Raw genomic sequence first — 25,218 nt, 5'->3', positions numbered from 1 at the left:
ATTAAAACGAATTTTATTTTTCGTTATCGTTTTTCATTTTAGCGAAAATCATCGCCAAAATCGGGCCTGAAATATTGTGCCAGAAGCTAAATACCGCACTTGGCACCGCAATGATAGGGTTGGCTTTAAAGTGTAATGCGGCAAGTGCTGCCCCCAATCCTGAGTTTTGCATCCCCACTTCAATCGCCACCGCTTTGCTGTCTGCAATCGGTAATTTTAATAAACGGCTCGCCAAATAACCGATTAAATAACCTAAACCGTTGTGTAATGCTACTACCGCAAAAATTAATAAACCGGATTCAATAATACGATCTCGGCTAACTGACACCACCGCCGTGACAATTAATACGATTGCAATCACTGAAATTAATGGCATTGTTTGGCTAAATTGCTCTACTTTTTGTTTGAAAATAGTACGAATCACCACGCCCACAAAAATTGGCAATAGCACCATTTGCAACACCGAAATAAACATTGCCGTTGCATTAATTTCTAACCATTGGCTGGCAAATAAATAGAAAATTGCCGGCGTAAGCACTGGGGCAAGTAAAGTTGAAATAGTGGTACAAGCTACCGATAACGCTGTGTTGCCACGAGCCAAATAGGTCATCACGTTTGAAGAAGTACCGCCCGGGCAACAACCAACTAAAATCACACCAATGGCTAAATCTGCGGGTAAGTTAAATGCTTTTGCCAATCCATAAGCTACACTCGGCATTACCACGAATTGAGCGATCACGCCGATAATCACTGATTTCGGATTTTTCGTTACCTCGGCAAAATCTTTGAAAGTTAAGGTTAACCCCATTCCCAACATCACAATCCCTAACAGATAAGGAATCCAAGGCAGGAATTGCTTAAAGGTTTCCGGAAATTGTGCTGCGATAAAAGCAAAAAACACCACCCAAATGGCGAAGGTTTTGCTGATAAATTGTGTAAATTTTAATAATGTTTGCATATAGCCTCTGTGTAATTGTTATAAAAAGGTTACTAGGCTACCTTAGTTTGCTTTAAAAGTGAATAGGAGCAATAAACTATTAGCCATAAGCAACTCTTTTTAGGTATAATCGCTCTGTTTATCAACAATAAAACTAAGGATATACGTATGAAAAACATCAAACTTTCTGCTATGAGCCTCACAGCTTTATTTGTATTAACTGCTTGTTCGCACACGCATAAAAACAGCGATGAGCATCATCAAATGGTGTTGCAAGAGCAAGCTACATTAGGGATAAACTGGATGCAACAATCCGGCGAATACCAAGCTCTTGCCCATCAAGCATTCAATGCAGCGAAAGTGGCATTCGACCAAGCCAAAGTGAAAAAAGGCAAGAAAAAAGCCGTGGTAGTAGATTTAGATGAAACTATGGTGGACAACAGCCTTTATGCCGGCTGGAAAGTTAAAAACCACAAGCCGTTTGATGGTGAAAGCTGGACTCGTTGGGTAAATGCCCGCCAAACCGGAGCGATTGCCGGTGCAGTGGAATTTAACAACTACGTTAATAGCCACAAAGGAACTATGTTCTATGTTTCAAACCGTAAAGACAGCAGTGAAAAAGCCGGTACTATTGATGATATGAACAAATTAGGCTTTAGTGGTGTGAGCGAACAAACACTCTTGTTGAAAAAAGACAAATCGAACAAAACCCCTCGCTTTGAAGAAATCGAAAAACAAGGCTATGAAATCGTGCTCTATATTGGCGACAACTTAAACGATTTCGGCGATGCGACTTACCGTAAATCAAACGCGGAACGCCGTGCATTCGTAGCCGAAAACAGCCAACAATTCGGTAAAAAATTCATTATGTTACCGAACCCGAACTATGGCGACTGGGAAGGCGGTTTAGATAAAGATTACTACAAAGGCAATGCTGAAAGCCGTGTTAAAATCCGCCACAATGCAATTAAAGCTTGGGACGGCAAATAATCCGTCCTTAATCAGGTTGTAAAAACGCGAAACAATGACCGCTTGTCAAGGCTATGCTCTGCAAGCGGTCATTTTTGTATAAAACTTTGCAAAAGTTTGTTAGGATAAAGCAAAATCCATTTTCTAAGGAAACCGATAATGACAGCAATGAAAATTTCACTTTCTACTCAAAACGCCCCTGAAATTTGGGGTAAAAATGCTATTCTTTCCGCAAATGATGCGGGGTTTACCGTACATAATCCGAACAACGATTTAGCCACTATTCAAAAAGCCGCCCGCAAAATTAAAAATCAAGGTATTTCAACCGTGGAGCTGACCGGCGATAGTTGGGATTTAAAATCCTGCTGGGCGTTTCATCAAGGATTTCATTCGGTAAAAAATCAAGGCTCGGTACAATACCCAGACTTAGACGAACAGCAAGCCGAATTTGATAACCGTGTAAAATGTGCCACTTTCGTGCGTGAATTAATTAATAAGCCATCAGATAAATTAACCCCTGAAAAATTAGCCGAACAAGCGGTCGAGTTTATCCAAAAAATGGCAAAACCGAATACGGTTTCTTACCAGATCATTCGTGGCGAAGCATTACAAGAACAAGGCTATCACGGCATTTGGACAGTTGGAAAAGGCTCTGCCAATCCGCCTGCATTCTTAGTATTAGACTTCAACCCAACCAACGATGAAAACGCACAGGTACTGGCTTGCTTGGTCGGCAAAGGCATTACCTTTGACACCGGCGGTTATAGTCTAAAACCAAGCGATAGTATGAGCACAATGCGAACCGATATGGGCGGAGCGGCACTTTTAACCGGCTCACTTGCTTTTGCCATTGCTCGAGGCTTGAATAAACGAGTGAAACTCTACCTCTGCTGTGCGGAAAATATGGTCAGCCACAATGCGTTCAAATTAGGCGATATTATCACTTACCGCAATGGCGTAACTGTTGAAGTTTTAAACACCGATGCTGAAGGGCGTTTAGTGCTTGCCGATGGTTTAATTGATGCGTGCAAGCAAAATCCACAATTTATTATTGATGCTGCAACCCTCACAGGAGCAGCAAAAGTCGCAGTCGGCAATGACTACCACTCGGTGCTTTCAATGGACGACAACCTAACCGAAGCACTATTTAAGTCTGCCAAAACGGAAAATGAACCGTTCTGGCGTTTACCGTTTGAAGAATTTCACCGTGGGCAAATTGCTTCTTCCTTTGCAAACATCGCCAATATCGGCTCTGTGCCGGTGGGGGCTGGGGCAAGTACCGCCACCGCATTTTTATCTTACTTTGTAGAAAACTACCAGCAAAACTGGCTACATATTGACGCCTCTGCCACATTCCGCAAAACGGCGAGCGATTTATGGGCGGCAGGAGCAACCGGACTGGGAATAAGAACAGTAGCGAATTTATTGCTTTCAAAATAGAAACTTCGTAGGGGCAAATCACTATTTGCTCCATAAACAATTAAATAACTATGGCTAAATCAAATTACATTACCCGTTCAGGCTGGCAAGCCTTAGATCAGGAATTAAAATTTCTATGGCGGGAAGAACGCCCGAAAGTGACTCAAGCGGTGTCTGATGCTGCCGCATTGGGTGATCGAAGCGAAAATGCCGAATATATTTACGGCAAACGCCGTTTGAGAGAAATCGACCGCCGTGTGCGTTTTTTATCTAAGCGGCTAGAGGTGCTACAAATTGTTGATTATCACCCTAAACAAGAAGGCAAAGTCTTTTTCGGCGCTTGGGTGGAATTAGAAAATGAAGAGGGCGAGGCAAAACAGTACCGTATTGTTGGTTGCGATGAGTTCGACCCAGCAAAAAACTGGATTTCGATTGACTCCCCTGTCGCCCGAGCCTTAATCGGCAAACAGGTTGATGATGAAATTAGGGTAGAAACTCCGCTTGGTAAAGTGTTGCTTTATATCAATAAGATTTGGTATGAGCAAGCGAGTTAATTACCCATAAAGGGGCGAAAAATTTTCGCCCCTACACATATTTACCCAAACAACCGATCCATTTCTTCAATCAACTGCTTAGTCGGCTTGTCAAAATAAACGCCGTTATCATTTTCGCCGTTCATTGCCCTTAAGAACAAGTAAGCCACTCCGCCGAAGTCTCGTTCATAATCGTATTTTTCACCTAAACGGGCAGTTAGATAACGGTGTAAGGCGAGAGTGTAAAGCAGATATTGCAAATCATAGCGTTGTCTGCCCATTTCCCGTTGAATGTGTTCTTTCGCATAATTTTGTGGCAGATAGCCTAAGAAATTCGATTTGTAATCAATTAAGTAGAATTTCTCCTCCACTTGCACGATACAATCTACAAAGCCTCGCACAAAACCTTCTAATTGCGGTAATTGCAATTCAGGTAAAGTTTTTGCTAAAGGGCTATGTTGCTTTAATAACGCATTTAATTGATGTAAGGCTTTATCATTTTTTAAGCGTAAATAGAATTGCCACTCGTTTAATCGTTTGGTTTCATCAATCGCTTTTAAGCAGAAATTTGCCTCTGCCAAAGGGGTAGTTAGAATACGCTCAAACCATAATGCTGTTGGTTCAATCCATTCCTCACTTAGCCCTAATTGCTCGCATACTTTAGCAACAGCCTCTCTATCAATTTGTTCGTTAAATTGGCAATGCTCAAAAAAGTGATGTAACACCGTGCCCACTTTAATACCGTGTGGGAATTGGAATGGCGAGAAAGCGGCAGTTTCACTTGAATAACCTGCCTCAATGGTTTCTATATGTACATCTCGATCTTGGGCTAAATCCATTACCCTTTCTGATTTCCCTTCACTAAAACGCTCGTGTTGGGCATAAAGTGAAGTAAAGCTGGTAATTTGACCAACCACACGGATATTGCCACTAAAGGTTTTTGCTTGGTAATCGTCTGAAGATTGTTCTCCTTCCCACAGTGAGAAAGGTAATTCCCCGGCTACTTCAACCAAATTAGCAGCAATCCGTTTTTGGCTAAAATAATCTGAAACAGGCACTTTTCCTGTAGGTATTTCCCCGTCTGCTAACAAGTAATGGAGTGGAGACCAGCCGGAAATCTCTTTCGGCAACACTAAGTTAAGCTGAGATTCCGCGCGGGTTAATGCCACATACAGCAAACGTAAATCTTCCGCATAAGCCTCATACTGTAGCGAAAAACTTGCCTCTTCTGAGCCTAAACACCAATCCAGCGCACCTTGAGAATTGCGATATAAACTTAATGCTGTCTGCGTGTCTCCCTCACTTTTTTGTGAAACAAAAGGTAACCAAACAATTGGATATTGCAAGCCTTTCGAGCCGTGAATCGTCACAATTTTGATTAGCTCCTCTTCACTTTCCAACCGAAGTTGTTGCTCGTCATTAAAATCGGGCGAATTAACTTGCTTTTCATACCACCGCAACAGTTCAGCTTCAGACTCTAACGCTTGCGAGGTTTCCTGCAAAATTTCGGTTAAATGCAATAAATCCGTAATCAAGCGATCCGCATTTTCCAAACCTTTCAAACGTTCGATAATGCCCTGCTCTAAGTAGATTTTATGCAACATCGGCAGAACGCCCTGCTCTTTCCAAATGTTGCTGTATTCCACAAACTGATTGACTTTCAGATCCCAAAGTTGCTCATTTTCCTTATAGCGGTGGATCTCTGCCGCCGTTAAGCCCCACAAGGTTGAGCCTAACGCCGATAATAATGCCTTGTAATGATACGGATTCAGTGCGGCTTGCAATAACCAACACAATTCTGTTGCAATTTCCGAACCAAATACAGAAGCTGATTCAGCTAAATAGACGGATTTGATATTACGTTTTGCCAACGCCTTTTTGATTCGCTTAGCTTGTGAACCTTTTCGGACTAAAATCGCAATATCTTTTGCAGCAAAGGATTGAAATTCGCCGTTTTTTTCAACTCCGAATTTGCCTTGAGCCATCGCCTCAAGCTGTTGATGAATTTGATAAGCACACATTTCAGCCAAATCATCTAATTTACTGTTTTCCGTGATGTAGCCTACAAAATGCCCTTGCTCACTAACTAACTGACCTTTTTGGCTATCAGCCTCCACTGGGTGAAAGCCAATATCCTCATAAAGAAACGGAGAGTTATCATTTGCAAAAGAAAACAAATTATTGACCGCTTGCACCACTTCAGGCAACGAACGCCAGTTTTTGCCCAATGTGAATTGTTCATCAGCCTGCTTTGCTGCTCGCAAATACGTGAAAATATCCGCCCCACGGAATTTATAGATCGACTGTTTCGGGTCGCCAATCATAATAAAGCCGTTCTCTGCATTCTCTGCCATAAAAATTTGGCTGAAAATTTCATATTGGGTTAAATCGGTATCTTGGAACTCATCGATCATCGCAAAAGGATACATCGCCCGAATTTTCTGAGCCAAGGCTTCGCCCGTGTGTAGATTTTTCAACGCTTGGTTTAGCATTGTGAGTAAATCATCAAAACTGCGTTGTGGGTGCGATTGTTTGTACTCTGCCAATTTTGCTTTGAGAGCAATTAAAAATTGATACTGCAACATTGCTGACAAGCTGTTTTCAAAACGTTCCTTGTAAGCGGTCAAAAAAGCCTGATTTTTTGCAAGATGAGGGGAATCTATCGGCTCACAGCTCTTTTTCGTGCCAGCCGCAATTTTCTCTGTAGTGAATAAATAAAGCCCTGCCGGGAAATGGTTATGTTGCGAATTAGCCCACTGGTTCATCACTTCCACACCGGCTTCAAAAGTGGTCGCTCGATACCAACCTCCGTGCAGCGTAATTTTATGCTTTAAATCGTGGCGGATAGTTTCAACCAGTTCATCTGAATGCGTTTTCCAATAGGATTTCACCTCATTAATAAACTGCTGATATTGAGCCAAATGCTCGGCAATATCTTGATTTAAAGAGGCATTTGGTTCAGGTAATTCAGTAGATAAATAACGCCTTACCGCATTGAGGGCATATTCCGGCGTACCAAGTTGTTCGGCAACCGCATAAGTGATGGCTAAATCTTGCGGATAGAATTGCTCTCGCCAGACTTCTTCACTTAATTTTTTAAGTAGATCACTTTGGTTTGGCTGTAAATCCAAGTCAAACCGCACGCCCGACTCAAACGCAAACTGAACCAGCATTTTTTGACAAAAGCCGTGAATGGTAAACACGCTGGCGGTATCAATTTCCCGTTCGGCAATACTTAAACGTAACAATGCTTCGTGAATATTCGGAATGAGCGGATAAATCTGTGCCAAAAAATCAAGGTTGTTTCGATAGGATTTTGTACTTTCCACTTCCAAACCATCAGCTTGATCTTTTAAAAAGTCGGCACATTGCTGAATATTTTTACGGATACGGTTTTTCAACTCTTCGGTTGCTGCTTTGGTAAATGTCACCACCAAAATTTGTTCCACCGTTAACGGGTTGCAACCAATGCCGAGCAATAAACGCAAATACAGGTTGGCAATGGTAAAGGTTTTCCCTGTACCTGCCGATGCTTCGATTAAAACGGATTTATTCAAAGGTAGTTGGATAGGATTTAGGTTTTTCATCAGCAAAGTTATCTTCTAAAAGTAAAAAGCACTGCTATGTTCCATAGCAGAGAATCTGTTATTTAATCCGTTCTAATTTTGCAATTAATTGTGCTTTTGGCACCGCTTGTATTTTTCGCATTTGCCATAATAACAAGCCACCAGCCAAACTTAAGCCGATACAAAAGACTAACCAAAAACCTTGAGCAGCCATTGGTTGTACAATCCAATCGGTTCTTGCCAAAATGTAGCCCAGCGGCATACTCACCCCCCAATAACAAAACAGAGTAACGTATAAAATCGGTTGGGTATGTTTATAACCACGCAGAATGCCGTTTGCTACCGCTTGAATGGCATCCGGTATTTGATAAACCGCCGCAAAAATCAATAAATGAGCGGTAATCGCAATCGAAATCGGGTTGTTGGTAAACGCAAAAGGGATAAAATTTTTCAACAAAATAATAATGATGGCGGCAATAATAGCTAAAGCGGTTGCGGTAATCAGTGCGTGGTAACTTAAGATTTTCGCCCCCTCCACATTTTTCTGCCCAAGTGTTTGTCCGATCATAATGGTGGTTGCAATGCCAAACGACATCGGAATCATAAAAAATAGCGAGCTGGTTTGCAATGCAGCTTGGTGGCTAGCCACCACCTGTGAACCAAGTGGTGACAGAAACAGCGATGAGGTCGAAAACAGCATCACTTCGGTAAAAATCGCAAAGGCAATCGGCAGCCCTAATTTGCAAAGTTTTAGCAAAATTTGACCGCTTGGAGCATCAATCCATTTCTCAAACAAACGAATATCTTTTTGGGCAGAATTGGTGTAGCAATAATGCAACAACATAAAAAACATAATCCAGTTCACAATTGCGGTTGCTACACCACAGCCTACCGCTCCCATTTCAGGCAAGCCAAATTTGCCGAAAATGAAAATATAGTTTAGCGGAATGTTCAGCAATAAACCGAAAAAGGTAATCCGCATCGCAGGTTTAGGGTTAGATAATCCATCGTTCATACAACGTAAACTCACCGCCAGCAAAGCAGGAATAAGCCCAACTGCCATTACTGCTAAATATTGTTGCGATTTGATTGAAAACTCAGCCGGTGTTTGCATTAAGTCTAAAATCAGATGGCTGTTTAGGAAAATTGCCATTAATGGAATAGACATTGCAAACACAATCCAATAGCCCTGCCTTACTTGGTTAGCAATTAAATGGCGATTGCTCGAGCCGTTTAAGTAAGAAACGGTTGGGGTAATTGCATTCAGCAACCCTAACACAAACAGAAAGAGCGGAAAGTAAATCGAATTACTTACCGCAATCGCCGAGACATCATCATCACTCACCAAGCCAGCCATTACAATATCCGCCAGCCCCATTCCGGAAGCTGAAAGCTGGGAAATAAAAATGGGTAGGGATAGTTTAAATAATTTGCGGGCATTTTCAGGATATTCTTGCCATCTTAAGTTCATGGTTTAATCTCTCAAAATCTAAGTATGTTTTTATGATTGTACCTTAGAAAGCGGTCGTTTTTGCCAAATTTTTTGCAACTCAAAAGAGAAAGCCTCTAAAGATTGCTCCCTAGAGGCTTCAGAATTAATCAGCTATTATTTTGCTGCTTTTAACTCTTGGTAGTATTTTTCGTAAAGCTCAATTGCATCACCAACATCATCTTGCCATTGAGATTTTTGTAAAACCTCTGCAGATGGGTAAATTGCTATATCTTCAGTAATTTCTTTCGGTAATACTTTTAATGCTTCTACGTTTGAAGTTGGGTAACCAATCGCTAACGTTAATTTTTCAGCTATTTTTGCACTTAATAAGTAGTTGATTAATTTATGTGCATTTTCTTTGTTTTTCGCATTTGCCGGAATGGCTAAAGTATCGACCCAAAGCACAGGACCTTCTTTCGGGAATACCATATCAACCGGTGCGTTTTCTTTCTTCGCAATACGTACAGAACCGTTCCATAACTGACCTACAGAAACCTCACCAGCAATAAATGAGTTTGCCGGGTTATCAGAGGTAAATGAAAGCACATTTGGACGTAATTTTTTCAACTCTTCAAAGGCTTCTTTGATTTCATCCGGATTAGTTGTATTTGGGTTTTTACCTAATTTTAATAACGCAATGTTGAATACTTCACGAGCATCATCTAATAATTGTACTTTACCTGCAAATTCAGGTTTCCACAAATCACCCCAAGAAGTGAATGTTTCACCTTTGTAATCTGCCGTATTAAATGCAATACCCGGCGCACCTAATAATTGAGGTAATGAATATTTGTTTCCTTGATCGTAAGGTTTATTTAACCAATCTTGGTTTAATTCTTTAATAACCGGAAGTTGTGCGTGATCTAATTCCGCTAACATTCCTTCTTTCGCCATTTTAGATACAAAGTAGTTTGATGGAGCAATTACATCATAACCGCCATCTTTGCCTTGTAATTTTAATTTAGCGTACATTGTTTCGTTAGATTCAAGACTTGAAACTTCAACTTTAATGCCGGTTTCTTTCGTAAATTCATCTAACAAACCTTCAGGCACATATTCAGTCCAAGTATAAAGGTGAACTGTTTGATTTGTTGCTTGAGGTTTTGCTTCAGCCGCAGTTGCTTTTGGCTCTGCCGCTTTTTCTTCATTACACGCTGTTAATGCAACTGTTGCTAAACCTGCTGCAAATAAACCCGCTAATTTTTTCATTTAAGTTTTCTCCGTTAAAGAAAAGTGATTAAAAAATATAGCCTTGCCTAAGGGCGGAAAAGACTAGGGCATTTTAAGCCCCCCCCCGTATTTTGCAAGCCTTTTCTGATTAAAAAGTGAATTATTTTCGCAAAAAGAAAGAGATATGCTTGAAATCCCTTAATTTATCGCTATATTAAGGAAGATTTACATTTCCAGATTAGTCTTTTAAAGGATAAAAAATGACCACTCAAAATGAACACTTACAAGAAGAAGTAAAACAAGAAGAAATTCAACCTGAAGTTGTAACTGAAGAAACTCAAGCGGAAGAACAAAATACACCTCAAGAAGAACCGTTAGCTCTCGCTCAAGCTCGAATTGCCGAGTTAGAAGCCTATATTGCAGAAGCCGACAAACGTGAGCAAGATATTCAGCTTAGGGCTCAAGCAGAAATTCAAAATATCCGCCGCCGTGCAGAGCAAGATGTTGAAAAAGCTCACAAATTCGCTTTAGAAAAATTCTCCAAAGAATTGTTAACAGTGGTTGATAACCTTGAACGTGGATTAGATGCCCTTGATAAAGCCGTGACCGATGAAACCACTCAAGCGTTAGTTGACGGCGTTGAAATGACTCATAAAGAATTCATCAATACACTGGCTAAATTTGGTGTGGTGGCAATTGGCGAAGTAGGCGAGGCATTTAACCCTGAATTGCACGAAGCTATTTCAATGCAACCTGCCGAAGGAATTGAAGCCAACCATGTCAGCACAGTGCTACAAAAAGGCTACACGCTTCACGGACGAGTGATTCGCCCGGCAATGGTGATGGTGGCAAACTAAATTGTCGATTTTCGACGAAGATCACAAAATCTCCTAAAATTCCTGCTTGTGATTATGCTAAATTAGTTTATAACTTAACCACAAGAGGATAATTGAAATGGATGCAGCTATGAGCCTACGATTTGACAAATTACGTTTTGTAAAACGCTTGCAAGAAGCCAATCAAACACCTGAAATGGCTGAGGCATTTGCTAATGCTCTCGATGAAGCCTTAGAGCAAAGTCAAAGCCCACTAGCAACAAAAGCTGATTTGCAACTTGAACTTGAAAAGCTAAAAAATGAAATCAATACCACGATATTTAAAGCAATTACCTTAAATATCACAATTCTTGGCTTTTTAATGGCAATAATGAAATTTATTAACTAGCTCAACGTTTAATTAACCACTCCCTTACTTCTATGAAGTAAGGGTTTTTACGTTTTAATCCTATGACTTTACAATTTAACGCAGTGGCACTTCTACTTGTGGTGCTGATTATTTTAGGGCTGATCAGCCAAAACAGTGCGGTTACTATTTCAGCCGCCGTATTGCTGATTATGCAACAAACCTTACTTTCTAAATTTGTCCCCTTTGTCGATCAATACGGCTTAAAAATCGGGATTATCATTTTAACCATCGGCGTACTTAGCCCCTTGGTTTCAGGGCGAATTACGCTTCCCGAACTTGCCCAACTATTGAACTGGAAAATGGCACTCTCAATAATTGCTGGCGTGCTGGTAGCGTGGCTAGGTGGCAGGGGCGTGAATTTAATGGGCAGCCAGCCGGTGTTGGTAACTGGACTTTTAATCGGCACGGTGATCGGCGTGGCGTTCTTAAAAGGCGTACCGGTCGGGCCGTTGATTGCGGCAGGGATTTTGTCACTGATTGTTGGTAAAACCTAATGTAGGGTGGACGTAAGTCCACGCATAAAATCCCTATTCTGTTACGTGGGCTTACGCCCACCCTACAATAAATCACAAGGTCTTAATGCAAAAGAGAAATTAAATGGAAACACCTTTGCAAAAAAATCATAAGAAACCACCGCTTGTGAAGCTGGAAAATATCACCACCGCCGATTTCCGCCGCCTGCTCGGTCGCTTAAAAGGGGCGGAAAATATTAAAAACATCGATCACAAGCGGTCAGTTTTGGCAGAAATTTCGCAAGATCTCACCGCTTGTCAGGCACGTTTTTTCGCACGAACTCAGCACGCCCAAAACCTGAAAATTGACTACCCTGATCTGCCTGTTTCCGCTCGCCGTGAGGAAATTTTAAAACTGATTAGCGAAAATCAGGTGGTGGTGATCGCAGGGGAAACCGGTTCGGGCAAAACCACCCAGTTACCGAAAATGTGCTTAGAACTCGGGCGTGGGGTGAAGGGCTTGATTGGGCATACCCAGCCCCGCCGAATTGCCGCACGTTCGGTGGCGACTCGCATTGCCGAAGAGCTGAAATCGGAACTGGGCGAGACGGTCGGTTACAAAGTCCGCTTTAACGATCAAGTCAGTGAAAACAGCTTAATCAAGCTAATGACGGACGGTATTCTGCTGGCGGAAATCCAGCTCGACAGCTATTTAAATCAGTACGATACGCTGATTATTGACGAAGCTCACGAGCGTTCGCTGAACAACGATTTTATTTTGGGTTATCTGAAACAAATTCTGCACAAACGCCCCGATCTGAAAGTGATCATCACCTCGGCAACTATTGATGTAGAACGTTTTTCCAAACATTTCAACAACGCCCCGATTATTGAAGTCTCTGGTCGGACATTCCCGGTGGAAGTGCGTTATCGCCCGATAGTGGAAGATCAAGATCAACTGCAAGGTATTCTAAATGCGGTGGACGAACTGCAAGCCGAAGGGCGTGGCGATATTCTGATTTTTATGAACGGTGAACGGGAAATTCGTGACACTGCCGAAGCCTTGCAAAAGCAGGAACTGCGACATAGCGAAATTTTACCCCTTTACGCCCGCTTATCGGCTGCCGAACAACAACGGATTTTCCAGCCAAGCGGTGGGCTAAACCGAATTATTCTGGCGACCAACGTGGCAGAAACCTCCCTCACTATTCCGAATATTAAATATGTGATCGACACCGGCACGGCTCGTATTTCTCGTTATAGCTACCGCACCAAAGTGCAACGCTTGCCGATTGAGCCGATTTCGCAAGCCTCCGCCAACCAGCGGAAAGGGCGTTGTGGGCGAACCTCGGAAGGGATCTGTATCCGCCTCTATTCAGAAGAGGATTTCAACAGCCGTCCACAATTTACCGATCCTGAAATTCTACGAACTAACCTTGCAGCGGTTATTTTACAAATGACTTCGCTTGGATTGAGTGATATTGCCAATTTCCCGTTTGTTGATGCCCCTGACAGCCGACAAATTCAGGACGGGATTCGGTTGTTGGAAGAATTACAGGCGATTATTCCAAATGAAAAAATCCCCTCCACCGCTTGCGGGGGAGGGCTAGGGAGGGGGGAAATCCGTTCTAATGATGGCACTCCCCCCCTCCCAACCTCCCCCCGTAAACGGGGGGATGGGTTTAGATTAACCCCAATCGGTCGCCAACTCGCCCAACTGCCAGTCGATCCTCGCTTAGGCAGAATGGTGATCGAGGCGGCGAAAAACGGTTCGTTGCACGAAGTGATGATGATTGTGTCAGCTCTCTCAATCCAAGACCCTCGTGAGCGTCCGCAGGAAAAACAGCAGTCGGCAGACGATAAACACCGCCGTTTTGCCGATAAAGAGAGCGATTTCTTAGCCTTTGTGAATTTGTGGCACTTTATCCAAGCCCAACAAAAAGAACTGTCGAAAAACCAGTTCCGTAATCTCTGCCGTAAGGATTATTTGAACTACAACCGTGTGCGGGAGTGGCAGGATATCTACCACCAACTCCGCCTTGCAGTTAGAGAAATGGGCTTAAAAATTAACAGTGAGCCGGCAAGTTATCAGCCGATTCACACCGCCTTGCTCACTGGCTTGTTGTCGCATATCGGCTTGAAGGATAATGAAAAAATGCACTATTTAGGGGCAAGAAATGCCCACTTTTTCATTTTCCCGAACTCGGCACTTTTCAAAAAACAGCCGAAATGGGTAATGGCGGCAGAGCTGGTGGAAACCACTAAACTTTGGGGTCGAATGGTTGCTAGTATTGAGCCGGAATGGGTGGAGCCGTTGGCAGTACACCTCACTAAATCCAGTTACAGCGAACCGCACTGGGCGAAGTCAAAAGGGGCGGTAATGGCATCGGAAAAAGTGTCGCTCTACGGCATTCCGATTGTGGCACAACGCTCGGTGAATTATGGCTCGATAGACCCAACCGTCAGCCGTGAGATTTTTATCCGCTCGGCGTTGGTGGAAGGCGAATGTCACAACAATTACAAATTTTTCAAAGAAAATCACCGCTTGATCCGTGAAGTTGAGGCATTGGAACACAAATCCCGTCGCCGTGATATTTTGGTGGACGAGCAGGTGCTGTTTGAGTTTTACGATCAGCGGATTGGCACCGAAGTTGTGTCGAGCAAGCATTTTGATACTTGGTGGAAACAGGCAAGCAAAAAAGATCCTGAACTGCTGAACTTTGAAAAATCGTTCCTGATCAACGACAACGCCAACCTTGCCAGCGAGCTGGATTTCCCGAATTTCTGGCATCAAGGCGATTTAAAACTCAAACTGAGCTATCAGTTTGAGGTCGGAAAAGATCACGATGGCGTGACGGTGCATATTCCGCTACCGCTGCTTAACCAAGTGGAACCCGAAGGTTTCGATTGGCAAATTCCGGGGCTACGCCACGAGCTGATCGTCTCGCTGATTAAATCTTTACCGAAATCGCTACGGCGAAATTTTGTGCCGGCGCCGAATTATGCGGATGCCTTTTTAGGGCGAGCCGAGCCGTTTAAAAAACCGTTGCTGGACAGTCTAAGCCACGAACTACGCCGAATGACGGGTGTATTGGTCGAGCCTGAACAGTGGGATTTAAGCCAACTGCCGCCACATTTGCGGATGACTTTCCGTGTGATTGATGATAAAGGCAAGAAACTGCAAGAGAGCGAAAACCTTGATGAGCTGAAATTTGCCTTGAAAGATGAGGTGCAGAACACCCTTTCCAACATTGCCGATGACGGCATTGAGCAAAGTGGTGTGCATATTTGGAATTTTGCCGAATTGCCACAGTTCTATGAGCAGAAAAAAGCTCATTTCAGCGTGAAAGCCTACCCTGCGATTGTCGATGAACAAACGGCTGTGGGGGTGAAACTGTTTGAAACGGAATTTGAGCAGGCTCGTGCAATGCAGGCAGGACTTCGCCGTCTGCTGTTGCTAAATGTGCCATCGCCGATTAAATATCTACACGAAAAACTGCCGAACAAAGCCAAGCTGGGCTTATATTTTGCCCCGTTCGGCAAAGTATTGGAGCTGATTGACGACTGCATTGCCTGTGCGGTAGATCAGCTGGTAGAAGAGTTCGGCGGGTTTGTCTGGACGGAGGAAAAATTCACCCAACTGCACGAATTTGTGCGGGCAAATTTAAACGATAAAACCGTAGAAATTGCCAAACAGGTTGAAAAGTGCCTCACACTGGCCTACGAGCTAAACAAGCGGTTAAAAGGCAAGCTCGATTTTACGATGGCGTTTGCGTTAAGCGACATCAAAACCCAAATCGAAGGGCTGATTTACCCCGACTTTGTCACCAAAACCGGCTACGCCCGCCTTGCAGATTTATACCGTTATTTGACCGCTATCGAACGCCGTTTGGATAAACTGTTAGTGGACAGCAACACCGACCGAGCCAAAATGCTACGGGTGGAAGCAGTGCAAGAGGCATATAAACAGCTCCTTGCCAAACTGCCAAAATCCAAAGCGGTGCCGGACGAGGTACTGGAAATTCGATATATGATCGAAGAACTGCGGGTCAGTCTGTTCGCTCAACAGCTCGGCACAAAATACCCGATTTCGGATAAGCGGATTTTGAATGTGATCAATGAAATAAAGTAATATTCCCTATACAACAAGCGGTCAGATAAGTAAAAAATTTTGCAACTCTGACCGCTTGTTTTCTCGAATACCTATTCCTCTCGCTTCAGAAGCAAACCTGCTACATTTTTTTGATTAAAAAAATCTCAAGATAAAAATTAGAAAACTAAATATATCAGAAAGTTTGATCTTTATCATTAACTAGATGATAATTATTTGTAATAAAAAATTAACTACGTAAAATAAGCTTATTTTTGGAGGTAAAATTATGTATAAAATAAAGCATTCATTTAACAAAACACTTATTGCAATTAGCATTTCTAGTTTTTTATCTATTGCATACGCTACAGAATCAATAAAGAATCCACAACCTATCATTCAATTATCTGAGAGCCTCAGCTCAAAATATAGTGGCAAGGGTGTTAAACTAGGCGTAATGGATGAGGGCTTCATGGTTAAACACCCTCGCCATAGTTCACATCTTCATCCTCTTATTCATCAATTAACAACACCCGAAGGCGAAGTAAGAATCTACGATGCAAGTTATCCTCAATTCGAGGTAAAACCCGTAGAAAAAGAAGATGGAATTGATCTTATTCCTTCTCTTGAAACACACGGTGCAGGTGTAGCTGGTATTATTGCCGCTCAAGCAGATAAAACTCTTGGTGATGGCTATAGTGGTGGTATTGCAAAGGGAGCTGAGCTTTATGTTGCAACGAAGTCATATAAACGAACTTTAGAAAAAGTTATTCAAGATGCTAAGAAAGAATTAGAAAATGCAAAAGACGAAGAGGATGAAAAAACGCCAAGTCTGGATCAAATGGCAAAGAATGACTTATTAGCAAGCAAAGAAAAAGAAATGGCAATTGAACGTGCTGAATGGGCATCCGGGCTGAATAAATTACTAGATAATAATGTTTTTGCAATCAATAATAGTTGGAATCCTTTTTCTATTAGCGATGACATCAATGTTGTAGATAAATTTTATCAATCTATCAAGCAAAATAAGCACAATCCGCTACTTCAAGCTATTATGAGAGCCAAAAATAGCAACACCTTATTAGTCTTTGCTGCTGGTAATGAGAGCAAGAAACAGCCAGGCGTAATGGCTCTTCTACCACGTTACTTTCCCGAGCTTGAGAAAAATTTAATTTCTGCCGTTGCGGTAGATAAAGAACAAAAAATTGCTCCATACTCTAACCACTGCGGAGCAAGTAAAAACTGGTGTGTAGCAGCACCGGGCGATTTACATGTTTTAATTGGCGTTGCTGATGAACATAAAAAACCACAATATGGCTTAACAAAAGAGCAAGGTACGTCATTTTCAGCACCTGCTATAACTGCTTCATTAGCAGTATTAAAAGAACGCTTTGATTATCTGACTGCGACTCAAATTCGCGATACTTTATTGACTACCGCCACTGATTTAGGTGAAAAAGGGGTCGATAATGTTTATGGCTGGGGTCTCATTAACCTGAAAAAAGCTGTTAATGGCCCAACTCAATTCTTAAATGATGAAACGATTACCGTAACTCGTGATGACCATTGGTCGAATCCACTCGCCAGCCAATTTAAAATTACAAAAAAAGGGGACAAATCACTGCATTTAGACGGCGAAAATCATTTAGATACGGTAGCAGTTGAAGAAGGTAGATTGGCCTTAAACGGTAAAACTAAGGTGAAAACAATCAGTAACCATGCAAATTTAGCTGTCAATGGAACCGAAGTTGAGCAAAATTATTCTTCGTCTGGACAAAGCCAATTAGAAGTGTTGGGCAAATCTGGGCTAATTGCCAATGCTCAAGCCAATATACATTTAGCCGGCTCGTTAAAAATTGATGATAAATTAACAGAAAAAACCGAAGCAGGTGATGTTTCAGCGACCATAGTACAGTTGAAAGATAAAGCAACTTATCAAGGCGGATTTACACAATTAGTCGAAAACGAGAATTTAGCCAAACGAGGGTTAATCCAAGATCTCTATTTCAAAGAGAGCGAAATTATCGCAAAAGTGAATAAGCCACTAACTGATGAGAAAGCCGATACAAACGGGCAAGCCGGTTTAGCATTATTAAATGCGTTAAGAACTACACCTATTGCCTATCGCCGTAGTTGGTATAACGGTTGGCTGCAATCTGCACTCGAACAACGTAAATTAGATAATCTGCACTATGCTGTATCTAACAATATTTATGCAGATAGCCTTGAATTGCTACGTAGCCAAAATGCCAAAGGCTTAACCCAAGCACAGCAACATTTGTTTACGGCATACCATACACCACTGCAAACGACTGTTTGGGCTGAACATTTGAATCAAAAACAATCAGCCTCATCGAAGCATACCGATGTTAAACACCACCAATCACAATTGGGAGTAAACCACAAACTGGCAGATAAAACGGTACTTAGTGCAACACTTTCACAGCAAAAAAACCGCTTAGAAAAACCATTTGCACAAGCTACCTTAAAACAAACAGCATTAAATATTGGCTTACGTTATCATTTAGATAACGCTTGGTTTAGTGAAGCTACATTGCAATTTGCTCGCCAGAAATATCAACAAAGCCGTCGATTTGCTAGCCATCAACTAGGTACTGCAGAAACCAGAGGTTCAACGCTCGGTGGTGAAATGCGGATCGGTTATCAATTTATGCCAAACCAATGGATAATTGAACCAAGCCTTGGCGTACAATGGATTCAAACCAAAATGAATGGTTTAAATGAAAGTGGCGAACTTGCGACTCAAACGGCTGCAATGCGTTATCGTGATGTGAATATTGTTCCAAGCGTGAAATTACAGCGAACTTTCCAACTTGAGCAAGGCTCTATTTCCCCTTATATCGGGCTAAATTACTTGCATAGATTAAATGTAAAAATAACCAAAATTACCAGTAACATTGCAGGAAAAACACTGCATAGTGAAGCAACGACGAAACGTAATCGCCAATTAAACGGCGAAGTCGGGGTGAAACTGCATTATAAAAATTGGTTTACTGCGATGAATTTAGATTACAGTCGAGTGAAATCTGCAAACCTATTTGGTTGGAAAGTAAATGTTGGCTTTAGTTTCTAACTTATTATGGTGGGACACAAGCGGTTAATTTAGGGTGAAAATTTGCAAATTTCACTCTATTTTCAACCGCTTGAGAGAAAAAACCTTGAACAACTGTTCAAGGTTTTTGTTTAGTGTTCTATGACTAAATAAGAAAAAACTTATTGCTTACGGACAAATAAGGTAATTCCCTCCACTTTCTGGACTTCAATCTTATCTGCTACTTGTAAATTATTACCTATAACACGCCAAGTCGTATCACCAAATTTTCCTCGAGCGATGCCATTAGGTAAGATTTCAACCACAAAGCCTTGAGCTCCTAGCATAGCATGCTCTCGAGAGTTAAGGGAACTGCTCTGATCCTCTTTCTTGTCTTTTCCATGCTGATATTTCCACCAAATAAGACTAAAAATAGTCGCAATTATCGCAAATAACGCAATTTGTAACGCTTGCCCTAATGTAAAAAGTGCAACGATGAAAGCAAGAATAAGCGAGGCAAATCCCCACCACATAATAAAGACACCCGGTAATACTAATTCTAATGCAAGTAGTACAAAGCCTAATATGCTCCAGCCAATCCAATTAAAAAACCAGTCCATACTCCCTCCATATACTCAATTAATCCGGTTTTAGGCTATGAGCTTGTTTTATTGCTTTTTAAAATTTCAGCAATACCAGCAACAGAACCAATCAAATTTCCAGCTTCTAACGGCATAAGTACAACTTTACTGTTATCTGAAGAACCTATTTCTTTCAAAGCTTCGGTGTATTTTTGTGCAATAAAATAGTTAATCGCTGTAGTATCGCCTTTAGCAATTGCTTCAGAAACCATTTGAGTGGCTTTAGCTTCCGCTTCTGCGGCTCGTTCACGAGCTTCTGCCTGTAAGAATGCTTCTTGTCTTTCACCTTCTGCTTTTAAAATACGAGATTGTTTTTCCCCTTCAGCCCGCAGAATTTCAGCTTGTCGAATCCCTTCTGCTTCAAGAATATCAGCACGTTTATTACGCTCAGCTTTCATTTGAGCGTTCATTGCCGCAACCAGCTCTTTCGGTGGACGAACATCCCTAATCTCAATACGGGTGACTTTTACTCCCCAAATATTAGTCGCCTCATCGACAATGGAAAGTAATCTACCGTTAATTAAATCACGCTGAGAGAGCATATCATCTAGATCCATAGAGCCGAGCACGGTACGCATATTTGTCATGGTTAAATTAACAATTGCTTGCTCTAAATGATTCACTTCATAGGCAGCTCGGCGAGCATCAACTGTTTGAACAAAACATACAGCATCAATCGCAACACTTGCATTATCACGTGAAATAACCTCTTGCGATGGAATATCTAAAACTTGCTCCATCATATTCATTTTTCGCCCAATACGATCAATAAAAGGTACGACAATGTTCAACCCCGGGCTTAGCGTTTTAGTATAACGACCAAAACGTTCTACTGTCCAATGATAGCCCTGTGGCACAATTTTAATAGTCGAACTTAATGCAACTAAAACAAGCACAACAAATGCAATACTAACAATCGGTAAATCAAAATTCATCGTTTGCTCCTTAAACTAATGTGTTGAAGAATAACTAACGTCTACTGATAATTGCCAATTAATTGGGGATATTCCTTGAGAAATCAAGTAGTTATTGGCTTTAGAAAAATGTTTACAACCAAAAAATCCACGATATGCGGAAAGTGGTGATGGGTGCGGAGAAGCTAACACACAATGGCGATTACGATCGATAAATTGCCCCTTTCTCTGAGCGTGGCTTCCCCAAAGTAGAAAGACTAAATTATCACGGTGTTGATTTAATTGTGCGATCACTTTATCGGTAAAAATTTCCCAACCAATTTGTGAATGCGAACCGGCTCTACCTTGCTCAACCGTTAAGCTAGTGTTTAACATAAATACCCCTTGTTTTGCCCAGTCAATTAAATAGCCATGCGGTGGAATTTGAAATCCTTCAATATCTTCAGATAATTCTTTATACATATTGACCAGAGAAGGTGGCGGGGCAACCGGCGGTTTAACTGAAAAGGCTAATCCGTGGGCTTGATTTGGGCCGTGATAAGGATCTTGCCCTAAAATTACTACTTTCACGTCACTAAATTCGGTTAAGGCAAAAGCACTAAACACCTCGTTTTGCGGAGGATAGATGACTTTGCCGGCTAATCGTTCGTTATGTACATATTGTAAAATTTGTTGAAAATACGCTTTTTGTTTTTCTTCGCCTAAAGCTTCTGTCCAAGTTTTCATAAAACCACCAAGTGTATATTTTTTACCCAACCAACTCAATCATGTCTAAAAATGGTTAAATTTTTATCGCTTTTTATCTAAAAAGGGGTACAATAACTTCAAATAAATTTGAATTTTTAAAATTTTTTTATAATTTCAATCTTAGAGGAGATATCAAAATGATTAAAGGTGTACAAATCACAGAATCATCAAACAGCAACTTATTAAACTCTTTCTGGTTATTAGACGAAGCTAAAAATGAAGCTCGTTGTTTAGCTGCAAAAGCAGGATTTGAAGAAGATCAAGTTGTTGCTATCAGCGAATTAGGTGATATCGCATACCGTGAAGTACCCGTTAATGTTGCACCAACGATTAAAGTTGAAGGTGGTCAGCACTTAAACGTAAACGTTTTACGCCGTGAAACATTAGAAGATGCGATTCAAAACCCTGAGAAATATCCTCAATTAACGATCCGTGTTTCAGGTTATGCAGTTCGTTTCAACTCATTAACCCCTGAGCAACAACGCGATGTTATTACTCGTACATTCACTGAAAGCCTATAATAACAGCTTTTAAGCATAAGAAGCACCCTATGGGTGCTTTTTTATTGCTTTTTAAAGGATAACAAGCGGTCAAAACACTGGTTAAATTTACAAAAAATTCCAAAATAATGGTTGACACTGGTATTTTAGCCAGTAAAATACCCTGTATAAAAAAACAGATAGAGGATTTTACTATGGCTTCAATTAGACAAATTTCAGATCAAACGGCAGCTTATCAGCCGATTCCGCTTTATCGGGATTTCAATAGCAGCCGCTCTGTAAAGCTCGATCTTAACTCACTTTGTATCAAACGCCCAAGAGACACTTTTTTTATCCACGTGAAAAACCCAAATTTAATCGCGTGGGGAATTGAACTAGACGATTTATTGATTGTAGAACAGACCAACCAATATTTAGTTAATGATCTATTGGTGCTTGAAAAAGATGGGGAATATAAATTCTATCAATTCTTTAATGAAATTCAGAATGGGGAAGGTATTGCTGAAAAAATTTTATTTTCATTAGATGTGAGCGAATCAAATCTTAGAATTACTGATTGGGCTGAAGTAAAAATAGCAGGTGTAATTACTAATGTGGTTCATCAAATGCGTACTCGTGGAGCATTTACACAAGCTAAGCAACGCGTAGCATAAACTTTTTTAATTAAAAAAGAACACTCGCAAAAGTGAGTGTTCTTTTCATCTTGGAATTGTAATTTATTAAATTACACGGCGAGATTGTGTGTAGTTTCTTGACCAGTAGCTTTCTGACAATGAGCTGGTGGTTACCCCTCTACTTGAACTAGCGTGTACAAATTTACCATTACCAATATAAACCCCTACATGGTTATTCTTACGGAAAAAGACTAAATCACCTGGGCGTAAATCAGATTTTGAAATGGAATGCCCGACATGGCGTTGTTCTGCAGTTGAACGAGGCATATCTTTACTAAATGCTTTGCCCATTACTTCACGCACAAAGGCGGAACAATCAATTCCTGCTTTTGTTATGCCGCCTAAACGATAGCGTGTCCCTACCCAATTATGATAAACACTATTAATACGACCACTATAATTCGCTGTATGAGCGGAAGAAGTTGGAAGATTTGCTCGATTGGTAAATACTGAAGAAGACTTAGCTAATCTTTCTGCTTTACTTGCAATGATTTGATTTGGTGTGGCCGGTTTAGAACTTAAACTTGCTACAGCAATGGAAGAATACCCTCCAAAAACAGACAAAATAGAAGCAATAAATACGGGCTTGAAGGTTGTTGCAAAAAGATTTTTTTTCATAATTTATGTCTCGTCTCGCCAGAACAATTACAGCGGTAAATTCCTTAACTAAATCTTCTAAAAGATTAAAAAAGATAACAAAATAAGGTCTAGACTCTGCTAGACCCACTACTCAGACCAGTATAACCTATTTTAGTTCCAATGTGCGTAGAAATTTTATTTCATCTGCCCAAATTTCAGGCGAAATTGTCTCTAAAATCATAGGAATATGGTTAAAATGCATATTTTGCATAATAAATGCAAACACTTCGGTTCCTATTGTGCCTTCTCTTAAGGTATGATGACGATCCACTCTGCTGCCTAATGGTGTTTTTGAACCATTTAAGTGCATTCCCCTTAAATAATGAAAACCAACCGTTTGGTTAAAATCATTAAATACTGCCTCGCTCTTTTCATAAGAACTAATATCATAGCCGGCAGAAAATAAGTGACAAGTATCTAAACACACCCCCACTCGGCTTTTATCCTCAACTTGCTCAATAATAGTTGCCAAATGATCGAAATGCCAACCTAAATTAGAACCCTGTCCTGCCGTATTTTCAATCACGGCAATAACATTCGGTACTTTTTCAACTGCAATATTGATCGATTCTGCAATTCTAGCCAAACAATCTTGCTCGGAAATTTGCTTTAAATGCGCCCCCGGGTGAAAATTCAACAATTTTAAACCTAATTGATTTGCTCGAGACATCTCATCAATAAATGCTACACGAGATTTCTCCAATGCCTCCGCTTCCGGATTTCCTAAATTAATCAAATAGCTATCGTGTGGTAAGATTTGCTCTGCTGAAAAATGATGCACTTTACAAAAACGCTTAAATTTTTCGATAGTTTCGGCTTTTAATGCCGGTGCCTGCCATTGACGTTGATTCTTAGTAAATAACGCAAATGCATTAGCACCAATTTCTACGGAACGCAAAACTGCATTTTCCACCCCACCTGAAGCACTAACGTGTGCGCCTATATATTTCATTCAGTCCTCTCTTGTGTTCTGCTATACTAACAATTCTTTTTTCTATCTATTTCAAATTATGAACGAAACTACCATTAACGATTTTTCCCTGCTTTGCCGTTTGTTTGGCAACTTATTTTATCGTCACCCTACCGACCCTATTTTAGCTGGCACATTTAACTGGCTTGCCCAAGGAGGATTACGCCAAGTCTGGGCATTAAATACGGATAGCCAAAGTGAAAATGCGCTGACTCTCTTACAAAAGAATGCTAACCCTACGCAATTAGCAGCAAGCTATCAAGCGCTTTTTGCTGAAAATGGGGCTATTTCTCCAACAATTTCAGCCTATGGATTATCAGTTAATAATTTTGTAGCTTTTAGACAAGAGCGGGCAATGCCTGAATTAGAAAATGCCGATCACATTGGGTTACTATTTCTCACGGCATCTTGGATCGAAGATAATCTCGATTCTGCCTTAGCTCAAAAAATATTATTCGAACAATTTTTACTACCTTGTGCAGGCAAATTCTTAGGAAAAATAGAAGCTTTCGACAATGGTTTTTATAAAGCCCTCGCACAACTTAGCCGTGATGCCCTTAGTGCTATGGCTGATGAACTTGAAGAAAGTGAGTTAGAAGTGGTAGAATAAATCACCAATTTCAACTAGAGGATTCAGCAATGAAAACACTCAAATTAGGCTGCATTTTTTCACTCGCACTTATGTTAAGTAGCTGTACTTTAACTCCAGAGCAACAAGCTGAACGTAAAGCGAAGCAAATTCGGGCAGAACAAGATTTGCAAGTTCAGCTCGCCAAACAATGTGATGTAGAAACGGCGGAGTTAATGTACCAACAATTTAATCCGCCACTTAGCCAAACCGAACAAGAAGAGAAAGCATTTAAGAAACGCTATGCCGAAAAAGTCAATGCCCCAATGTTCCAAGCCTGTTATAAGCTTGCTTGGCAAAATTACAAGGCACAAGTAGAACTTGAAGAAATTCGTTGGAATTACGATAGAGACTATATGTATAGAGGCTGGCGTTACTGCTATTATTGCTGGTAAATCTCATTGTATGAGCGGTCATTTTTTTAACACCTTGCAAAAAATTGGCGAGAAATGACCGCTTATTAATTGATATAGGTTTATTTTATATGTAGAAGATCAAACCTAATCTGACAGTCCCCCGTTTTAAATTACCGTGTCTGTCAGATTAATTTGAGCTTAAATTCTTTTCCACCCAAATCCGT

The 25,218-nt window shown here is 41.0% G+C and carries 21 protein-coding genes; 12 read left to right on the top strand and 9 right to left on the bottom strand.

Translation table 11 applies throughout. The features are described 5' to 3' along the window. Nucleotides 1-13: 13 nt before the first annotated feature. Nucleotides 14-958: a bile acid:sodium symporter family protein gene (locus EDC41_RS07865; protein WP_006251085.1), complete on the bottom strand. Its 945-nt coding sequence runs from the start codon at nucleotides 956-958 to the stop codon at nucleotides 14-16. Between the two features lie 147 nt (nucleotides 959-1,105). On the opposite strand from EDC41_RS07865, the gene EDC41_RS07860 reads away from it, so the two are divergent. From EDC41_RS07860 to greB, 3 genes are all read left to right on the top strand, one after another. Beyond that, the gene (locus EDC41_RS07860; RefSeq protein WP_006251086.1) at nucleotides 1,106-1,927 is read left to right on the top strand and encodes a 5'-nucleotidase, lipoprotein e(P4) family; all 822 of its coding nucleotides are present in this window, start codon (nucleotides 1,106-1,108) and stop codon (nucleotides 1,925-1,927) included. Between the two features lie 138 nt (nucleotides 1,928-2,065). After that, on the top strand, nucleotides 2,066-3,346 hold the full coding sequence (gene pepB / locus EDC41_RS07855; protein ID WP_006251087.1) for an aminopeptidase PepB: 1,281 nt from the start codon (nucleotides 2,066-2,068) through the stop codon (nucleotides 3,344-3,346). A 50-nt stretch (nucleotides 3,347-3,396) separates the two neighbouring features. Next, nucleotides 3,397-3,879, top strand: coding sequence for a transcription elongation factor GreB (greB, locus tag EDC41_RS07850; RefSeq protein WP_006249813.1), 483 nt, complete (start codon nucleotides 3,397-3,399; stop codon nucleotides 3,877-3,879). Nucleotides 3,880-3,920: 41 nt separating this feature from the next. Here greB and recB read toward each other — a convergent pair whose 3' ends face one another. From recB to EDC41_RS07835, 3 genes are all read right to left on the bottom strand, one after another. Further along, entirely contained in the window at nucleotides 3,921-7,445 is a 3,525-nt protein-coding gene (gene recB / locus EDC41_RS07845) for an exodeoxyribonuclease V subunit beta (protein ID WP_006251088.1), read from the bottom strand. A gap of 58 nt (nucleotides 7,446-7,503) precedes the next feature. After that, a complete protein-coding gene (locus EDC41_RS07840; protein WP_006251089.1) occupies nucleotides 7,504-8,895 on the bottom strand; it encodes an MATE family efflux transporter in 1,392 nt (463 codons plus the stop codon). 135 nt (nucleotides 8,896-9,030) lie between these two features. Then, nucleotides 9,031-10,125 carry an extracellular solute-binding protein gene (locus EDC41_RS07835; RefSeq protein ID WP_006251090.1) on the bottom strand — a complete coding sequence of 365 codons (1,095 nt, stop codon included), beginning with the start codon at nucleotides 10,123-10,125 and terminating at the stop codon, nucleotides 9,031-9,033. 221 nt (nucleotides 10,126-10,346) lie between these two features. Here EDC41_RS07835 and grpE point away from each other — a divergent pair, with 221 nt between their 5' ends. The 5 genes from grpE (at nucleotide 10,347) to EDC41_RS07810 (ending at nucleotide 18,967) form a co-directional block, all read left to right on the top strand. Beyond that, on the top strand, nucleotides 10,347-10,943 hold the full coding sequence (gene grpE, locus EDC41_RS07830) for a nucleotide exchange factor GrpE (protein WP_006251091.1): 597 nt from the start codon (nucleotides 10,347-10,349) through the stop codon (nucleotides 10,941-10,943). A 97-nt stretch (nucleotides 10,944-11,040) separates the two neighbouring features. Further along, nucleotides 11,041-11,310 (top strand): CCDC90 family protein, encoded by a 270-nt coding sequence (locus tag EDC41_RS07825; protein WP_006251092.1) that lies wholly within the window; start codon nucleotides 11,041-11,043, stop codon nucleotides 11,308-11,310. A gap of 62 nt (nucleotides 11,311-11,372) precedes the next feature. After that, nucleotides 11,373-11,825, top strand: coding sequence for a DUF441 domain-containing protein (locus EDC41_RS07820; RefSeq protein ID WP_006251093.1), 453 nt, complete (start codon nucleotides 11,373-11,375; stop codon nucleotides 11,823-11,825). Between the two features lie 103 nt (nucleotides 11,826-11,928). Further along, nucleotides 11,929-15,915 (top strand): ATP-dependent RNA helicase HrpA, encoded by a 3,987-nt coding sequence (gene hrpA, locus EDC41_RS07815; RefSeq protein ID WP_115262443.1) that lies wholly within the window; start codon nucleotides 11,929-11,931, stop codon nucleotides 15,913-15,915. Nucleotides 15,916-16,162: 247 nt separating this feature from the next. Then, nucleotides 16,163-18,967: a S8 family peptidase gene (locus tag EDC41_RS07810; RefSeq protein ID WP_032848863.1), complete on the top strand. Its 2,805-nt coding sequence runs from the start codon at nucleotides 16,163-16,165 to the stop codon at nucleotides 18,965-18,967. Nucleotides 18,968-19,107: 140 nt separating this feature from the next. Here EDC41_RS07810 and EDC41_RS07805 read toward each other — a convergent pair whose 3' ends face one another. The 3 genes from EDC41_RS07805 to ung are packed head-to-tail and all read right to left on the bottom strand — an operon-like array spanning nucleotide 19,108 to nucleotide 21,206. Then, complete coding sequence (locus EDC41_RS07805) at nucleotides 19,108-19,545, bottom strand: NfeD family protein (protein WP_006250134.1); 438 nt, start codon at nucleotides 19,543-19,545, stop codon at nucleotides 19,108-19,110. Between the two features lie 35 nt (nucleotides 19,546-19,580). After that, on the bottom strand, nucleotides 19,581-20,501 hold the full coding sequence (locus EDC41_RS07800; protein ID WP_006250133.1) for an SPFH domain-containing protein: 921 nt from the start codon (nucleotides 20,499-20,501) through the stop codon (nucleotides 19,581-19,583). Between the two features lie 15 nt (nucleotides 20,502-20,516). Beyond that, on the bottom strand, nucleotides 20,517-21,206 hold the full coding sequence (gene ung, locus EDC41_RS07795; protein WP_006250132.1) for a uracil-DNA glycosylase: 690 nt from the start codon (nucleotides 21,204-21,206) through the stop codon (nucleotides 20,517-20,519). A gap of 158 nt (nucleotides 21,207-21,364) precedes the next feature. On the opposite strand from ung, the gene grcA reads away from it, so the two are divergent. Together grcA and EDC41_RS07785 are read left to right on the top strand one after the other, a co-directional pair. Next, on the top strand, nucleotides 21,365-21,748 hold the full coding sequence (gene grcA / locus EDC41_RS07790; protein ID WP_006251097.1) for an autonomous glycyl radical cofactor GrcA: 384 nt from the start codon (nucleotides 21,365-21,367) through the stop codon (nucleotides 21,746-21,748). 173 nt (nucleotides 21,749-21,921) lie between these two features. Beyond that, nucleotides 21,922-22,380, top strand: a complete 459-nt coding sequence (locus tag EDC41_RS07785; protein ID WP_006251098.1) for a LexA family protein — start codon at nucleotides 21,922-21,924, stop codon at nucleotides 22,378-22,380. Nucleotides 22,381-22,446: 66 nt separating this feature from the next. On the opposite strand, the gene EDC41_RS07780 is transcribed toward EDC41_RS07785, so the two are convergent. Beyond that, nucleotides 22,447-23,019, bottom strand: coding sequence for an NlpC/P60 family protein (locus EDC41_RS07780; RefSeq protein ID WP_006251099.1), 573 nt, complete (start codon nucleotides 23,017-23,019; stop codon nucleotides 22,447-22,449). A gap of 127 nt (nucleotides 23,020-23,146) precedes the next feature. After that, on the bottom strand, nucleotides 23,147-23,992 hold the full coding sequence (gene nfo / locus EDC41_RS07775; protein WP_006249299.1) for a deoxyribonuclease IV: 846 nt from the start codon (nucleotides 23,990-23,992) through the stop codon (nucleotides 23,147-23,149). 58 nt (nucleotides 23,993-24,050) lie between these two features. On the opposite strand from nfo, the gene EDC41_RS07770 reads away from it, so the two are divergent. Together EDC41_RS07770 and EDC41_RS07765 are read left to right on the top strand one after the other, a co-directional pair. After that, nucleotides 24,051-24,620, top strand: a complete 570-nt coding sequence (locus tag EDC41_RS07770; protein ID WP_006251100.1) for a TorD/DmsD family molecular chaperone — start codon at nucleotides 24,051-24,053, stop codon at nucleotides 24,618-24,620. A gap of 29 nt (nucleotides 24,621-24,649) precedes the next feature. Further along, nucleotides 24,650-25,033 carry a hypothetical protein gene (locus EDC41_RS07765; protein WP_006249297.1) on the top strand — a complete coding sequence of 128 codons (384 nt, stop codon included), beginning with the start codon at nucleotides 24,650-24,652 and terminating at the stop codon, nucleotides 25,031-25,033. Nucleotides 25,034-25,218: the final 185 nt, after the last annotated feature.

It is taken from the genome of Mannheimia haemolytica, from assembly GCF_004342115.1.
In the GTDB taxonomy this organism is placed as follows: Bacteria; Pseudomonadota; Gammaproteobacteria; order Enterobacterales; family Pasteurellaceae; genus Mannheimia; species Mannheimia haemolytica.
Note: the sequence above shows the minus strand (reverse complement) of the source record. Positions and strands in the feature narration are given on the sequence as shown.

Bases quoted from the DNA above. Each gene is read 5' to 3' on its own strand.
- ung (WP_006250132.1), bottom strand. From the start codon at position 21,206: ATGAAAACTTGGACAGAAGCTTTAGGCGAAGAAAAACAAAAAGCGTAT.
- EDC41_RS07785 (WP_006251098.1), top strand. From the start codon at position 21,922: ATGGCTTCAATTAGACAAATTTCAGATCAAACGGCAGCTTATCAGCCG.
- EDC41_RS07865 (WP_006251085.1), bottom strand. From the start codon at position 958: ATGCAAACATTATTAAAATTTACACAATTTATCAGCAAAACCTTCGCC.
- EDC41_RS07840 (WP_006251089.1), bottom strand. From the start codon at position 8,895: ATGAACTTAAGATGGCAAGAATATCCTGAAAATGCCCGCAAATTATTT.
- EDC41_RS07810 (WP_032848863.1), top strand. From the start codon at position 16,163: ATGTATAAAATAAAGCATTCATTTAACAAAACACTTATTGCAATTAGC.
- EDC41_RS07835 (WP_006251090.1), bottom strand. From the start codon at position 10,125: ATGAAAAAATTAGCGGGTTTATTTGCAGCAGGTTTAGCAACAGTTGCA.
- EDC41_RS07770 (WP_006251100.1), top strand. From the start codon at position 24,051: ATGAACGAAACTACCATTAACGATTTTTCCCTGCTTTGCCGTTTGTTT.
- EDC41_RS07800 (WP_006250133.1), bottom strand. From the start codon at position 20,501: ATGAATTTTGATTTACCGATTGTTAGTATTGCATTTGTTGTGCTTGTT.
- nfo (WP_006249299.1), bottom strand. From the start codon at position 23,992: ATGAAATATATAGGCGCACACGTTAGTGCTTCAGGTGGGGTGGAAAAT.
- EDC41_RS07780 (WP_006251099.1), bottom strand. From the start codon at position 23,019: ATGAAAAAAAATCTTTTTGCAACAACCTTCAAGCCCGTATTTATTGCT.
- hrpA (WP_115262443.1), top strand. From the start codon at position 11,929: ATGGAAACACCTTTGCAAAAAAATCATAAGAAACCACCGCTTGTGAAG.
- grpE (WP_006251091.1), top strand. From the start codon at position 10,347: ATGACCACTCAAAATGAACACTTACAAGAAGAAGTAAAACAAGAAGAA.
- grcA (WP_006251097.1), top strand. From the start codon at position 21,365: ATGATTAAAGGTGTACAAATCACAGAATCATCAAACAGCAACTTATTA.
- pepB (WP_006251087.1), top strand. From the start codon at position 2,066: ATGACAGCAATGAAAATTTCACTTTCTACTCAAAACGCCCCTGAAATT.
- EDC41_RS07765 (WP_006249297.1), top strand. From the start codon at position 24,650: ATGAAAACACTCAAATTAGGCTGCATTTTTTCACTCGCACTTATGTTA.
- recB (WP_006251088.1), bottom strand. From the start codon at position 7,445: ATGAAAAACCTAAATCCTATCCAACTACCTTTGAATAAATCCGTTTTA.
- EDC41_RS07820 (WP_006251093.1), top strand. From the start codon at position 11,373: ATGACTTTACAATTTAACGCAGTGGCACTTCTACTTGTGGTGCTGATT.
- greB (WP_006249813.1), top strand. From the start codon at position 3,397: ATGGCTAAATCAAATTACATTACCCGTTCAGGCTGGCAAGCCTTAGAT.
- EDC41_RS07805 (WP_006250134.1), bottom strand. From the start codon at position 19,545: ATGGACTGGTTTTTTAATTGGATTGGCTGGAGCATATTAGGCTTTGTA.
- EDC41_RS07860 (WP_006251086.1), top strand. From the start codon at position 1,106: ATGAAAAACATCAAACTTTCTGCTATGAGCCTCACAGCTTTATTTGTA.
- EDC41_RS07825 (WP_006251092.1), top strand. From the start codon at position 11,041: ATGGATGCAGCTATGAGCCTACGATTTGACAAATTACGTTTTGTAAAA.